The following is a 13842-nucleotide window of genomic DNA, read 5'->3' as shown; positions in this document are numbered from 1 at the left end:
AGGAAAGGGTGTGCGAGGGAGCGACGAGGGGAGCGGGCAGGGGAGAGATAGGGAGCGAGTAGGGGGTGAGTAGGGACGCGGCAGGGTGGTCGGGAGGCGTTTCGGCAGCGTGCCGGCACGACCGGGCGCCCTGACCCGAATTAATTTCACCTTTTGCCGCTTTCACCTCTCCTGTCGCCAGCCTCGGCTGATCATCTGGATGATGGTGAAAGGCGGTTCAGTAAATGGCAGGTGAACCGAACTCGACTCGGTGTGCGCCTGCCGCCGCCCGCGCCCGGAGCGGCGGCGAACCGCGGACATCCCGCATGCTCGGCTGTGCCGGCGGCGCGGGCCGCCCGCTCGACCTCGGAAGATGTCCGCCATGATGCGCTCGACGGGTGAAGTTCTGTGCCCCCGGTCGGATTTGAACCGACACTTCTACTCTTTTAAGGAGTATGCCTCTGCCGTTGGGCTACGGAGGCGGAGCGCCTGTCCCTGTCTCCCGTGACCCTCGCCGGGAAGGGACGCGCAGCCTGAAGCCGTGCGGTCACCGGGCCCAGGGGGCCGCGCGACTCCTGCCGTTCCGCGCGCCGGCCCTGGTCACCCGCGGTCCCGAACCGGCCTCCGCTCCGGCCGGATCCGGCCGCCTCCAGCCCGTATCCGGCGCCCTGCCGGTCGAGCCCCCGACACGTTCCCCGTGGTATCCCGCCATACCGAAGTCCCCGTCATTACGTTTTGTGTTCGCAATGTGACTATTGCTGGTGCTGGCTGATCATCCGCGACACCCAGGTTGCCCTGGAAGGTGCATGCGTGCCGTATATTTTCCGTATAGGGCCGATGTCTTCCTCGACGGTGGGACCGGAACCCGAAGAGCGTTCCAACGTGATCGCTCCTGACAGGGCCGGTTAGGGGATCAGATGGAATTCCGCATCCTTGGACCGCTGGAAATCGTTGCGGACGGCCGCCCGGTCGGCGCGGGCGGGCCGCAGCAGCAGGCGGTGCTCGCGGCGCTGCTGCTGGCGGCGAACCAGGTCGTCCCGATCGACCGGCTGGTGGACGCCGTCTGGTGGACCTCGCCCCCGTCCGCGCGGGCGAACGTCCGGGGATACATCGCCGCGCTGCGCAGGATGCTGCGGTCGGCGGGCGAGCCCCCGGACCGCCTCGTCACCCGGTCGCCCGGCTACCTCCTCCGCGTCGAGCCCGGCGAACTGGACCTGTTCCGGTTCGAGGAGTCGTTCGCCAGGGGAGAGAAGGCGCTGCTGGCGGGACGGGCCGAGCAGGCCGCGCAGGACTTCGCCGAGGCGCTGCGCCACTACCGGGGACGGCCGCTCGAAGCGATGCCGCTGGGCGCCCCGCTACAGGCCGACGTGGAACGGCTGGAAGAGCGCAGGCTCCTCCTCATGGAGCAGCACACGGACGCGTGCCTGCTGCTCGGCCGGTCGGACGCGCTCGTCCCCGACCTGCGGCGGCTCGTGGCGCGCCACCCCCTCCGGGAGCGGCTGTGGGAGCGGCTGATGCTCGTCCTGTACCGGATGGGCAGGTCCGCCGACGCGCTCGACGCGTACGCGCAGGTCCGCCGGCATCTCGCCGACGACCTGGGCATCGACCCCGGGCCGCGGCTGCGCTCGCTGGAACGGCGGATCCTCAGCGGCGACCCCGCGCTTGACACCTCACCGCAGGGCGGCCGCGAGGAGGCCGGACGGCCCGCGGACGCGACGTCCGGCCACACCCACAGCAGGGCGGGCACGCTGCGCCAGTTCCCCATGGACATCGTCGAGTTCACCGGCCGGGAGGCGGAGCTGCGCGCCCTGAACCGGCTCGCCGACGGCGCCGGCGGCCGCGGCGACACGGCGCTCACGGTGATCGCCATCGAGGGCATGCCCGGGGTCGGCAAGACCCGCCTCGCCGTCCGCGCCGCGCACCAGATCGGCTCCCGCGGCCGGTTCGGCGCGGTGCAGCTGTGGGCCGACCTGCGCGCCATGGACCCCGAGGTCCCCGCCGCCGACCCGGCCGAGGTGCTGGAGACCTTCCTGCGGCAGCTCGGCGTGCCCGCCGCGCGGATCCCGCCGGACCTGGAGTCGCGGGCCGCGCTGTACCGGGACCGGCTGCACGGCCGCCGGGCGCTGGTGATCCTCGACAACGCCACCGACGAGGCGCAGGTGCAGCCGCTGCTCCCGGGCGACCCGACCGGCCTGGTGCTGATCACCAGCCGGCGGAGCCTGGCCGGGCTGGACGGCGTCTTCCGGCTCCGGCTGGCCGCCTTCGCGCCGCCGGAGTCCCGCGACCTGCTGGGCCGCATCGCGGGCCGGGAACGGGTCATGGCGGACCAGGCCGCCGCCGCGCGGATCGCCGAGCGGTGCGGGCAGCTTCCGATGGCCGTCACGATGGCGGCCCGGCGGCTGCAGACCCGTCCCGCCTGGACGCCGGCCGAGTTCGCCGCGCGCCTTGAGGACGAGGAACGGCTGCCGGACGAGCTGGAGTTCCGCAACCGCTCCATCAGCCTGTCTTTCGACCTGTCCTACCGCGTCCTGGCCCGCGACCAGCGGCGCATGTACCGGCTGCTCGGCCTGCACCCCGGCGCGGACTTCACGCCGGCGTCCGCCGCCGCGCTGACCGGCCTGCCCTTCGCGCGGGCGGAGTCGGTGCTGGAGGACCTGCTGGACGAGAACCTCCTCCAGCAGGCGTCCCTGGGCCGTTACCGGATGCACCATCTGCTGCGCGTCCACGCCAGGCGGAAGGCATACGAGCACGAGACGGCGGACGAGCGCGACGCGGCGGCCGGGCGCGTGCTCGCCTGGTATCTCCGCGCCGCCCATTCCGCCGACCTGGTGGTGAACACGCACGACCGCCGCGTCCCGCTGGAGGTTCCCGACGCGGGCGGCGGCGCCGGGCGGGTGCCCGCGTTCGGCACGCGCGCGGAGGCGCTGGCCTGGCTGGACGCCGAGTCGGAGAACTTTCCGGCCGTGATCAAGGCGGCGCACGAGCACGGCCGCCACTCGGTCGCCTGGCGGCTCGCGGCCGTCCTGCTGACGTTCTTCCGCCTCGGCCGGAGCCGGGACGACTGGATCACCGCGTACGAGATCGGGCTCGGCGCGGCGCGCCGGGTCGACGACTGGCGCGGTGTCGCGTTCATGCTGAACGGCCTCGGCATGGCCTGCAACGACGCGGACCGCTTCGGCGAGGCCATCGGCCACCACCGGGAGGCCCTGGCCGTGCAGCGCCGGCTCGGCGACCTCGTCGGCCAGGCGTGGAGCCTGAACCGGCTCGCCGTCGCCTACCTCGGCGCGCGGCGGCCGTCCCGCGCGATCGAGTGCTTCGAGGAGTCGGTGCGCATCTTCCGGCGCGTCGCCGATCCGCACGGGAACGCCGTCGCGGCGCCCGTCCTCGGGGCCGGGGACGCCGACGGCGGGCATATCCGCATGCGCGAGAACGGCACGCGCCCGAGCGCCGTCATGATCCCGGCGGCCGTCCGCACCGCGCACGGCGGGAACTGAACGCCGCGTCCGGAATGCCGGGTGCCGCGGCCCGCAATCCGCAACCGGGCCATTCCCCCGGGAAATGGCCGGGCGGCCGCTCACGGCTCGCGCGGAACGAGGGCCGCACGGGAAAAGCGAAAACGGCTTTGCCGGACGATCAGTCGTCGATCCAGCCGTGCTTGTGAGCGATCTCCACGATGCTTCCGCGGATCTTGACGATCTGGCCGCCGGTCAGATCCGGGGCCTCCGCGAGCAGCACGTCGACGATCTCCCGGCTGAGCTCCTTGCGCGACAGGACGTCGCACAGCATGTCGTCGTTCGAGTCGCCGGCCGGAGCGCGGTCGACCACGGACGCGGAGCCGTTGGACGGCGAGCTCACCGCGCGCACCGCGAACGCCTTGAGGCCGCGCTCGCCCTCGGTCACCTCGAACTCGACCGCGGTGCCGGGCGAGAACGCCGCCTTGTCGTCGAGAAGCTCGTTCGCGTGGACGAACACGTCCTCGCCGCCGCCGTCGGGAACAATGAATCCGTAACCGCGGACTTCGTCGAACCTGAGAATCCTGCCTGAACGCACCGCCAGCCTCCACACGCCAACCAACAAGCCATACGCTGTTTCAACGATTTGCAGCGCACACGATAGCACAGGAATTACCGCCGGAATCGCTAATGCGAAGGCGAATGACGGCAAAGTAAGGGTCTTCGCTCGACCCGTCGCGGGCCCGTTGCGCGCTCCGTCGCGGGCCCCGTCGCCCCGGCGTCCGCACTATGCAACGCGTGCCAGAAAGACCCGCGCCCGCGAGCACGGGGTTGACGGAAGGCCGCGCAGGGTTCACCTTACTGAAAGGAAAGTTTCCTTTTGAGCCTGCCTTCGGCCGGCTCGCCTCCGCCTCCAGGTGCGCCGCCGTTCGGCGCACCTCCCGCCAAGGAGAAGCAGGATGCCAAGGAAGACCAGCATCGCCGTTGCCGCGGCCGTGACCGCCGGGCTGCCGCTCGCGCTCACCGTCCCGGCGTGGTCGCACGGGTACTCCACCTCGCCGCCGAGCCGCAGCTACCTGTGCGGACAGGGCAAGGTCCAGAACTGCGGCCAGGTCCAGTGGGACCCGGACGGCGTCGAAGGCCCGAAGGGGTTCCCGGCGCGCGGACCGGCCGACGGCAAGATCTGCGCGGCCGCCGACGGGCGCTGGTCGCCGCTCGACGACCAGCGCGGCGGCACCGGCTGGCCGGCGACCAAGGTGACGGCGGGCCAGAACCTCAGCATCTCGTGGCGCTTCACCGCCCCGCACTCCACCACGTCGTTCCGCTACTTCCTCACCAAGGACGGCTGGAACAACACCCAGCCCCTCACCCGGGCCAGCCTGGACGAGCCGTTCATCACCGCGAACCTGGGCGGGCGGCAGCCGACCAACCCGACCGTGCACAGCGGGACGCTCCCGCAGCGGCAGGGCCGGCACATCCTGCTCGCCGTCTGGGACATCGCCGACACCGGCAACGCCTTCTACCAGTGCATCGACGTCGACTTCGGCTGACGTCCCCTCCCGACCTGCGGCGGGTCAGGCCGCGGGTCAGCTAGCCGGTTTCGCGCCGGCTCACCGTCCGAGCGGGGCTACGCGAGGGCTCCGGCGGTGGGCCGGCGCCGCCGCGTCCGGCGGCCGTGGCCCGGCCTGGCCCACCCCGGATCGTCCGGGAACGGGTGACAACGGGGCTGATAGGCTGCGAGGCTTTGCTCGTACCCCGGACACCCCTGCGTGGTGGCCGGGGTATCTACAGGCCGGAGCGCTTCGCGGAGCGGCGCGGCGCGGCGAAGGGGACTCAAGGAGGCGACGGCTGTGACCGTCTCGATGGTGAAGGGCCAGCGGATCTCGCTGGAGAAGCCCGGCGGTGCGCTGAGCATGGTCCGGATGGGGCTGGGCTGGGACGCGGTGAAGAAGAAGGGCTTCTTCGGTTCGCGGGAGCGGGACATCGACCTCGACGCGTCCTGCGTGCTCTTCGCCGACGGCGCGCTGGCGGACGTCGTGTACTTCGGCAAGCTGACCAGCGACGACGGGTCCGTCCGGCACACCGGCGACAACCTGACCGGGGCGGGCGACGGCGACGACGAGTCCGTCATCGTCGACCTGAGCCGGCTGCCGGTGCACGTCACGTCGCTGGTGTTCACCGTCAGCTCGTTCAACGGGCAGACGTTCAACGAGGTGGAGAACGCGTTCTGCCGGCTCGTCAACGAGATGGACAACGGCGAGATGGCCCGGTACACGCTGACCGGCGGCGGCGCCCACACGGCCATGGTGATGTCCCGGATCTACCGGCACGGCGACGGCTGGAAGATGAACGCGATCGGCGAGCCGTGCCACGGCCGCACGTTCGAGGACATGCTCCCGGTGATCGCGAATCACGCCTGACCGCCCGATGACCGACCTCTCCCGCGGCGCCAACGCGCCGCTGCCCTCCCGGCGGGTGACCGCCTCCGTGTCCTGCGCGGTGCCCGTGGACGTCAGCGCCCTGCTCGTGGGCTCGGACCTGCGCGTGCGCACCGACTCCGACCTGGTGTTCTTCAACGCCCCCGAGGCGCCGGGCGTGCGCTGGGCGGACGGCGGCGGCCGCCAGCGCGTCGAGCTCGACCTCGACGCCGTCCCCGCCGACGCGCACGCGGTGCTGATCGCGGTCAGCCTCACGGGGACGTCGTCGTTCGGCGCGATGCCGCCGCCGCAGGTGCGGCTCACCGGCGACGACGGCGCTCCGGTGGCGGTGTTCGCCGTCGACGGGCTGGGCCAGGAGAAGGCGATCATCGGGTTCGAGGTGTACCGGCGGGACGACAGGTGGAAGGTCCGCGCCGTCGGGCAGGGCTACGCCGGCGGGCTGGCCGAGCTGGTCGAGGCGCACGGCGTCGAGGTGGACGACCCCGGCGACGCGGCCGAAGCGAGCGCGCCGCAGGAGGCCATGGCCTCCGCGCCGCCGGGCCCGGCCGTCGGATCCCCGCCCCCGCAGCAGGGAATGCCGACGCCGCAGGCGCAACCGGCGCCGCCGTCCGGGACGTCCGGGAACGAGGTCGGCTACCTCGAACGGTGCTGGCTGGTCTGGGAGGACGCCAGCCGCTCGCTCGCCTCGTTCCGCGCGTCCACCGAGCACGCGCTCACCCTCCGCAACGAGGAGATCGCCGGACGCGCCCCGCGCGGGCGGTTCGAGCAGCTCATGGCGGCGGCCGACCAGCGGCTGCGCGCCGACGCGGGCCAGCTCCGCGACGAGCTGGCCCGGGTGGAGCCGCAGGTCACCGCCGAGGTCGCGCCGTTCGACGCGCCGTCCTGGCTGACCTGGCAGCCGGGCGCCGACCTGGCCGAGGGGATGCTGGCGGGACGGCTGTCCACCGCCGAGCTGCCCGACCTCCTGGTGCCGCTGATCCTGCGGCTGCCGTGGCGGCGCGGCGTGTGGATCTCGCAGGGCACGATGCCCGGCGACTCGGCCGCCTACGCCTGGTCGCTGGTGACCCGGTTCCTGGCCGCCGTCCCGCCCGGGCTCGTCGGCCTCGAGGTGATCGACGCGGCGGGCCTGTCGGGCGCCGGCTGGCTGCACGGGTTCGACCCGATGATCAGCGCCCGGCTGCTCGGCGGCGGCGTGGCGACCGGGCCCGCGGCGGCCGAGCGGCTCCGCCGCCTGCTCGACCTGGTGGACCTGCGGCAGGTCGGCGGCGGGCAGGACGGCGAGCTGCCGTCCGGGCTGGCGGAGGGCCCGCCGGTGCGGCTCGCGGTGATCCTGGACGCGGGCGCGGCGCTCGACGGCGAGGACGCGCACCACCTGCTGCGCCTGGTGGAGGACGGGCCGCTGGTCGGCGTCCCGGTCCTGATGGTGGAGACCGACACCCCGGCGGCCGAGACGGTCCGGGCGATCCGGGTCCGGCAGTCGTGCAACAACCTGCCGTCCAGCGAGGGCGCCATCGCCGACTCGTGGGTCGGCACGGACTGGACGCTCACCCCCGAGGTCCTCCCGGACGCGGCCGACGGTTCACGCGCTCCCGCGCTGTTCGCCCATGTGCTCGGCGTCCACGCGCGCACCCTCGCGTCCTACGACTAGACGACCCGATTCGGATGGGCGCCGGACGCCCCCGCGGTTGGCGGGAGCGTCCGGCGCTCACCGGGGTCAGCTCGTGAACGGCGCGAGCTTGTGCCAGAAGTTGCAGTGGTGCGGCCACGAGATCTCGCGGGTCATGCGGCTGGTCCCGGCGGGCAGCAGCGACATCTGGGCCTCCTTCTCGGCGGTGAACGGCGTCCAGGGCGGGGTGCCGTCCACGTTCGGGTCACCGGTGCGGGCGAAACCCGTCCACTGGTCGGTGAGCTGGTTCTGCAGCGCCTGCTGGTTGGGGTCCAGCGGGGGCTGGTTCGGGAATGTGCCGTGGTACAGGTAGCTGAACTCCCCGACATGGAAGGCGCCGGCCGGCCTCGTCGAGTCGACGAACGGCAGCGGCGGCGGGTTGGTGTCGTCGAACCGGTACGCGTACACGGTGGTGTGCTTCGCGAGCCGCCGGTCGTTGAGCAGCGCCGGGCAGACGGACGTGGAGTCGGCGAGGACGGTCCGCGCCGCGATGAACGCCGAGGGCTCCGGATAATCCGACAGCGGATAGCGCTTGAGCACCTTGGGCGCGAACTCCCCGTACTGGCTGCGGACCTGCGCCTCGAACTCGGCGGGCGTCTCGGCGGGACGGATCTGCGACTCGTCCCTGGCCACGCCGTGGATGACCGGGACCTTGTTGAACTCCCCGGTGGCGAACGCCTGCCCTGGCGACATGGTCAGGGTCTTGCCGTCCACGATGGGCGCTAGCGTGCCGCTGTTCGGGCCGAGCCCGTTGCCGGCCTGATCGAGCAGGGTCTGCACCGGCACCTGGCGGAGGCAGGCGGCGACGTCCGCGGCGCTCCCGCAGCCGACGGCCGCGGCAAAGCGCGCCCCGGCGGCTTGCGCCTCGGCCTGCGTCGGCAGCTTGGTCGCGCAGTCCTGGGCCTGCCAGGTGGCGTGGACGCCGCGCAGCGAGTTGTACTCGCCGCTTTCGATGATGCCCTTGTGGAACAGGCCGCGGCCGGTGGGCGACGCCATGTTGGCGCACACGCTCGACCCTCCGGCGGACGGGCCGAAGATGGTGACGTTGCCCGCGTCGCCGCCGAATTTGGCGATGTTGCGCTTGACCCAGTCGAGCGCGGCCTGCTGGTCTTCGATCCCGTAGTTCCCGGCATTCGAGCCCAGGGCCTGGTGGGACAGGAATCCGATGATGCCGAGCCGGTAGCGCACCTCGACCTGGATGACCTTTCCGGCCATGGCGAGCCGCGTCCCGTTGGACGGCGTCCCGAGCCTGAACCCGCCGCCGTGGAGTTGCACCATGACGGGCAGTGGTCCGCTGCCGGCGTCCTCCGGCACGCGGACGTCCAGCTTCAGGCAGTTCTCGTCGGTGGAGCCGGGACGGAAGTCGCCCGGCTGCGGGCAGGCGCTGCCCGGTTCGGTCGCCTGCACCGGCGTCGACCAGCCGGGATGCCGCGCCGGCGGCTCCCAGCGCAGGGCGCCGACGGGCGGGGCGGCGTAGGGGACGCCGAGCCAATTTCTGATCCCGTCGCCGTCGAGGCCGCAGACGGGTCCGGTGTCGGTCGGCACAAGGGTGCCGTCCGAGCACGGCGGCGGCGCGGCGGCCGGGGCCGCCGTCGCCGTGTTCGCCGCCGTCAGTCCGGCTCCGGCGATGATGAGGGACGCGGTCACCTTGAGCGCGGTCTTTAGGGCTGTGCGTGGTCTCATGGGGGTCCTCCGGTCGAGACCGTGGGGAAACCTGGCTGCCCCCAGATCATCGCACCGCCGTTCGATACGATGTCATATCTGACTTGATTGTCATATATCGAGTTTCGACGTCGGGCTCCGGCCCTGGTCACGGCCGGGGACGCGCGGCGTGAGGGTCATGTGGATGTCCTCGGCGGCCCACAGGACGAAGCGTTCGATCGGCGTCACCGTCTGCTCGGGCACCAGCTGGAACCGGAAACGCCTCAGCAGGACGGCCAGCACGAGTTCCGCCTCGACCATGGCGAGCGCGGCGCCCTCGCAGCTGCGCGGGCCGAGCCCGAACGGGATGTAGGCGAGCCTGGGCCGTCCGGCGGACGCCTCCGGGGTGAACCGGTCGGGGTCGAACACCTCGGGCTCGGGCCAGTACTCGGGGTTCATGTGCACGGCCCAGAACGGGTAGAAGATCGTCGTGCCCGCGGGGATCGCGTGGTCGCCGAGCATGAGGTCCTCGGTCGTCTCCCGCGCGCCGTACGGGCCCGGCGGGTACAGCCGCATCGCCTCCTTGAGCACCCGCTCCAGGTAGGCCAGCTCCTTGAGGTCGCCGTAGCCGGGCGCGGCGCGGTCGCCGAGGACGCGGTCGAGTTCGGCGGCGGCGCGGGCGGCGGCGTCCGGGTGCCGGGCCAGCAGGTACAGCGTCCAGGAGATGGCGACGCCGGTGGTGTGGTGGGCGGCCAGCATGGTCATCAGCACCGAGTCGCGGATCCGCGCCGGTGACTCGCCCGCCTCGACCAGCGCCGCGATCATGTCGCTGCGCCCGGCCTTCCCGGACGGGTCGTGCGCGGCGAGGACGCGGTCGACGGTCGCGCGCAGGTAGGCCAGCGCCTCGTCGGCCCGGACGCGCCGCTCCTCCGCGTCGCCCGCAACGTCAGCGTGGTAGAGCCGCGCCAGATATTCGGTGAGGACGTCCTCGAACGCCGACACGACGCGTCCGGCGGACTCGTCCGACTCCAGGCCGCTGCCCAGCGCGTACTCGCAGATCATGCGGAGCGACAGCTCGCTCAGGTCCTTCTGCAGCGCGACGGCGTCGCCGGTGGCGGCGCGTGCGGCCCAGCGGCCGGCCAGCTCGGACGTCAGCGCGGCGAAGCGCGCGAAGCGCGCCTCGTGCGAGGGGCGTCCGGCCAGCACCGACAGCATCACCCGGCGCCACGGACCGTGCTCGGCGGCCGGGATGGTCTGCAGGTTCCCCGACTCCTGGAGCGGCGCCAGGAACTCGAACAGCTTCTCCGGCCGCTTGTCGATCTTCGCGGTGGCCTCCAGCAGCACCGGGTCGGCGACCGACACCGCGACGTCCGCGCCGGGCAGCGGGAACCGGACGACCGGCCCGTACTCGGCGTGCAGTTTCAGCTGGTAGGTGTGCAGCCCGCCCGCCGCCGCGATCGCCTCGGCGGCGTCGTCCGCCGCGGGAGGCCCGGGTATCCGCGCTGGGGTGCCGCCGTCGCCGCGCATCACGCTCTCCCGCGTCGGGCTCTCGACTCGCCATGCTTACAGGCGCTGTCATGCTTACACGCGCTGTCATGCTTACACGATCCGGCCCGTTTCGCGAGGGCCGGCGAGAGGATCGGCGTCGGGCGGGGCGGCGGCCGCCGTCCCGCCGCCGGGGGAGTGGACGGGGAACCACAGGACGAACGTGCTGCCCACGTCCGGTGCGGAGAACAGCCGGACCTGGCCGTTGTGCGCCTCCACGATGCTCCGGACGATCGCGAGCCCGAGTCCCGTGCGGCGGTCCAGGGAGCGGGAGCGGCGCGTCTCCGATCCGCGCCAGAACCGGTCGAACACCCGGTCCTGCTCGTCGGCGTGGATGCCGGGGCCCGTGTCCTTGACGGCGATCCACTGCCAGCCGCCGGTCTGGTCGGCGGCGACGGTGATGGCGGTGCCGACGGGCGCCAGCCGCACGGCGTTGGACAGCAGGTTGCCGACGGCGCGGCGCAGCGCGTCATGGTCGCCGATCATGGACAGGCCGTCCCGCAGCCGCCGCTCGATCACCAGCCCGCGCGCCGCGGCGAGCGTGTCGAACTCCTCCGCCGCCTCGCGCGCCGCGAGGCCGAGGTCCACGTCGGCGTCGCCGAGGGCGGGCGCGGACCGGCGCGCGGTGGCCAGCAGGTCCTCCACCAGCCGCGTCATCCGGGTGGTGGCGCGGTCGACGACCTGGACGGCGCGGCGCCGGTCCTCGATGCCGGCGTCCGGCTCGCTGAGCACGGTGTCGACGTTGGCGCGGATGATCGCCAGCGGGCTGCGCAGCTCGTGCGAGGCGTCGTCGATCAGCCGCCGCTGCGCGCGGAACGCCGCGTCCAGCCGGTCCAGCATGGAGTCGATGGTGTCGGCGAGGTGGCGCAGCTCGTCGCGCGGGCCGGACAGCCGGATCCGCCGGGACAGGTCGGTCGCCTGGATCTCCTCGGCGGCGCGGGCGATCGCGCCGACGGGCTTGAGCGCCCGTCCCGACAGCACCCAGCCGATGCCGAGGCTCGCGACGAGCAGCCCGCCGAGCGTGATCAGGGAGTAGCGGCGCAGGGTCCGCTGGGTCTCGTAGTTGACCGCCTCCTCCACCTGCTGCACCTTGACGACCTCGACCTGCCCGAGCCGCTGCTGGGTGCCGTCCGGCATCTGGACGATCTTCTCCGCGTTGAACGTCTTGGTGATCGGCTGCGCGTCGGTGCTGCGGTCCACGGCCAGGTAGACGCCGCCCAGCATCACCGCCGTGAGCGCGAACAGCAGCGTCGAGTACAGGACCGTGAGCCGGAACCGGATCGAGTGCACCACGCCCGGCCTCACTTCCCGGCGGGGACGGCGGCCGCCCCCGCCGTCCCGCTCTCCCGCGTCTCCCGCAGGCGGTAGCCGTGCCGCACGACGGTCTCGATGACCTGCTCCTCGTCCGGCGCGGCGAGCTTGCGGCGCAGGGTGCCGACCGTGACCCGGACGGTGTTGGTGAACGGGTCGGCGTTCTCGTCCCACACGTGCTCCAGCAGCTCCTCGGCCGACACGACCTGCCCGGGGCGGCTCATCAGGTAGCGCAGCACGGCGAATTCCTTGGGCGTGAGCCGGAGCAGCCGCCCGGCCCGGAACGCCTCCCGGCGCCCGGTGTCGAGCCGCAGGTCGCCGACCGTCCACACCGCCGACCCGCCGCCGCTCTCCCGGCGCAGCAGGGCCCGGACGCGCGCCAGCAGCTCGGGGAACGCGAACGGCTTGACCAGGTAGTCGTCGGCGCCCTCGTCCAGGCCGCGCACCCGGTCGGCCAGCCGGTCCCGCGCGGTCAGCATCAGGATGCGCAGGTCCGGGCCGCTCTCCCCGTCCAGCCGGCCGCTGCGGACCGCGCGGCACAGGTCGAACCCGTCGCCGTCGGGGAGGGCGAGGTCCAGGACCATCAGGTCGTACGCGGACGCGTACAGCTTCTGCGTGGCCTCCTCCAGGTCGTAGGCGACGTCGACGGCGTAGTCGGCGCGGACGAGCCCGTACCGCAGCGCCTCGACCAGGTCCTCCTCGTCCTCGACCACCAGCACCCGCATTCCAGGACCCCACCTTTCTCACCAGGTCACTGCCATCGACGGTACGCGGACGGGGCGCCGCCCAGCGGGCCGGGCGCGGCTCAGCGGGCGAGGCGGCGGGCGCCGTCCCGCGCCCGGTCGGCGGGGATCGCGAAGCCGATGCCGATCGAGCCGCCGCCGTCCCGCATCAGCGTCGCGATCGCCGTGTTCACGCCGACGACCTCGCCGCGCGCGTTGACCAGCGGCCCGCCCGAGTTGCCGGGGTTGATGGACGCGTCGGTCTGCACCGCGTTGGCGACGCCGCCCTGCCCCATGCGGACCCTGCGGTTCAGCGCGCTGACGATGCCGCTGGTGACCGTCCCCTGCAGGCCGAGCGGGGAGCCGAGCGCGAGGACCTGGTCGCCGACCCGGACGTCGGAGAAGCGGCCGAACGTCAGCGGCGCCGGGCTGTCACCGGCGGGGATCGCCAGCACCGCCAGGTCGAGGGCGCTGTCGGAGCCCACCACCTGAGCCTGGACGCGGCGCCGGTCGGCCAGCACCACGGTGACCGCGCCGCCGTCGTCGACGACGTGCGCGTTGGTCAGCACGTGCCCCTGCCGGTCGATCACGAACCCGGACCCGGTGCCGCGCGCGTTCCCCGACCGCACCTCGATCGACACCACGCTCGCCTGCACCCGCGCCGCCACCTCGCTGAGGTCCCCGGCCCCTCCGTTCACCGGCCCCGCGCCGGACTGCGACAGCGCCGTCGACGCCGGGCCGCCGGCGGTCACCCGTCCCGCGACGCCCCCGGCCAGGCCACCGGCCAGCAGGGCGGCGACCACGGCCACGGCGACCGCCCGGCCGGAGCCGCGACCGCGGCCGCGGTCACGGTGCCGGCCGGGCTCGTCGTGCCCCGGCGCCGCCCACGGGTCGTGGCCCGGCGCCGCCCACGGGGCCGACGGCGCCGGACGCCTGAACGGATCGTCCTGCGGCCACGTACGGGGAGGAGGCGACAGGAAGTCGGGGCCGCGCGGCTCGCCCAACCCGAACCGGGCGTCGTCGTACGGGTCGTAGTGAGCGTTGCCGTACCGGGGATCGGCTTGCCGTGGGTAACTCATGGGGCTCCT

The 13842-nt window shown here is 73.2% G+C and carries 10 protein-coding genes and 1 tRNA gene; 4 read left to right on the top strand and 7 right to left on the bottom strand.

The window, feature by feature from the left end; all coding sequences use genetic code 11:
- Positions 1-388: 388 nt before the first annotated feature.
- A tRNA-Leu gene (locus E1287_RS19730) sits at positions 389-461 on the bottom strand.
- A gap of 435 nt (positions 462-896) precedes the next feature.
- Here E1287_RS19730 and E1287_RS19725 point away from each other — a divergent pair.
- Positions 897-3473: a BTAD domain-containing putative transcriptional regulator gene (locus E1287_RS19725; RefSeq protein WP_131966474.1), complete on the top strand. Its 2577-nt coding sequence runs from the start codon at positions 897-899 to the stop codon at positions 3471-3473.
- Positions 3474-3612: 139 nt separating this feature from the next.
- Here the strand turns inward: E1287_RS19725 and E1287_RS19720 are convergent, their stop codons facing one another.
- Positions 3613-4029 (bottom strand): cold shock domain-containing protein, encoded by a 417-nt coding sequence (locus E1287_RS19720; protein WP_131966473.1) that lies wholly within the window; start codon positions 4027-4029, stop codon positions 3613-3615.
- Positions 4030-4390: 361 nt separating this feature from the next.
- Between E1287_RS19720 and E1287_RS19715 the strand changes: the two genes are divergently transcribed.
- The 3 genes from E1287_RS19715 to E1287_RS19705 all read left to right on the top strand — a co-directional run bounded on the left by E1287_RS19715 (position 4391) and on the right by E1287_RS19705 (position 7517).
- Positions 4391-4981 (top strand): lytic polysaccharide monooxygenase, encoded by a 591-nt coding sequence (locus tag E1287_RS19715; protein WP_131966471.1) that lies wholly within the window; start codon positions 4391-4393, stop codon positions 4979-4981.
- A 300-nt stretch (positions 4982-5281) separates the two neighbouring features.
- Positions 5282-5851, top strand: coding sequence for a TerD family protein (locus E1287_RS19710; protein WP_131966470.1), 570 nt, complete (start codon positions 5282-5284; stop codon positions 5849-5851).
- Positions 5852-5858: 7 nt separating this feature from the next.
- The gene (locus tag E1287_RS19705; RefSeq protein ID WP_131966468.1) at positions 5859-7517 is read left to right on the top strand and encodes a TerD family protein; all 1659 of its coding nucleotides are present in this window, start codon (positions 5859-5861) and stop codon (positions 7515-7517) included.
- Positions 7518-7583: 66 nt separating this feature from the next.
- Here the strand turns inward: E1287_RS19705 and E1287_RS19700 are convergent, their stop codons facing one another.
- The 5 genes from E1287_RS19700 to E1287_RS19680 all read right to left on the bottom strand — a co-directional run bounded on the left by E1287_RS19700 (position 7584) and on the right by E1287_RS19680 (position 13833).
- Positions 7584-9218, bottom strand: a complete 1635-nt coding sequence (locus E1287_RS19700) for a carboxylesterase family protein (protein WP_131966466.1) — start codon at positions 9216-9218, stop codon at positions 7584-7586.
- Between the two features lie 90 nt (positions 9219-9308).
- Positions 9309-10703: a cytochrome P450 gene (locus E1287_RS19695; protein ID WP_131966464.1), complete on the bottom strand. Its 1395-nt coding sequence runs from the start codon at positions 10701-10703 to the stop codon at positions 9309-9311.
- Between the two features lie 72 nt (positions 10704-10775).
- The gene (locus tag E1287_RS19690) at positions 10776-12014 is read right to left on the bottom strand and encodes a HAMP domain-containing sensor histidine kinase (protein WP_207934321.1); all 1239 of its coding nucleotides are present in this window, start codon (positions 12012-12014) and stop codon (positions 10776-10778) included.
- 8 nt (positions 12015-12022) lie between these two features.
- Positions 12023-12757: a response regulator transcription factor gene (locus E1287_RS19685; RefSeq protein ID WP_131966461.1), complete on the bottom strand. Its 735-nt coding sequence runs from the start codon at positions 12755-12757 to the stop codon at positions 12023-12025.
- A gap of 80 nt (positions 12758-12837) precedes the next feature.
- Positions 12838-13833, bottom strand: a complete 996-nt coding sequence (locus E1287_RS19680; RefSeq protein ID WP_131966459.1) for a trypsin-like peptidase domain-containing protein — start codon at positions 13831-13833, stop codon at positions 12838-12840.
- Between the last annotated feature and the right edge of the window lie 9 nt (positions 13834-13842).

Origin of the sequence: Actinomadura sp. KC06 (assembly GCF_004348735.1) — a bacterium.
Classification (GTDB): domain Bacteria; phylum Actinomycetota; class Actinomycetes; order Streptosporangiales; family Streptosporangiaceae; genus Spirillospora.
The sequence above is the reverse complement of the archived record's forward strand: the minus strand, read 5'-3'. Positions and strand labels throughout refer to the sequence as shown.

Coding starts and splice junctions, on each gene's coding strand:
- E1287_RS19725 (WP_131966474.1), top strand. CDS start 897: ATGGAATTCCGCATCCTTGGACCGCTGGAAATCGTTGCGGACGGCCGC.
- E1287_RS19715 (WP_131966471.1), top strand. CDS start 4,391: ATGCCAAGGAAGACCAGCATCGCCGTTGCCGCGGCCGTGACCGCCGGG.
- E1287_RS19705 (WP_131966468.1), top strand. CDS start 5,859: ATGACCGACCTCTCCCGCGGCGCCAACGCGCCGCTGCCCTCCCGGCGG.
- E1287_RS19700 (WP_131966466.1), bottom strand. CDS start 9,218: ATGAGACCACGCACAGCCCTAAAGACCGCGCTCAAGGTGACCGCGTCC.
- E1287_RS19695 (WP_131966464.1), bottom strand. CDS start 10,703: ATGCGCGGCGACGGCGGCACCCCAGCGCGGATACCCGGGCCTCCCGCG.
- E1287_RS19685 (WP_131966461.1), bottom strand. CDS start 12,757: ATGCGGGTGCTGGTGGTCGAGGACGAGGAGGACCTGGTCGAGGCGCTG.
- E1287_RS19680 (WP_131966459.1), bottom strand. CDS start 13,833: ATGAGTTACCCACGGCAAGCCGATCCCCGGTACGGCAACGCTCACTAC.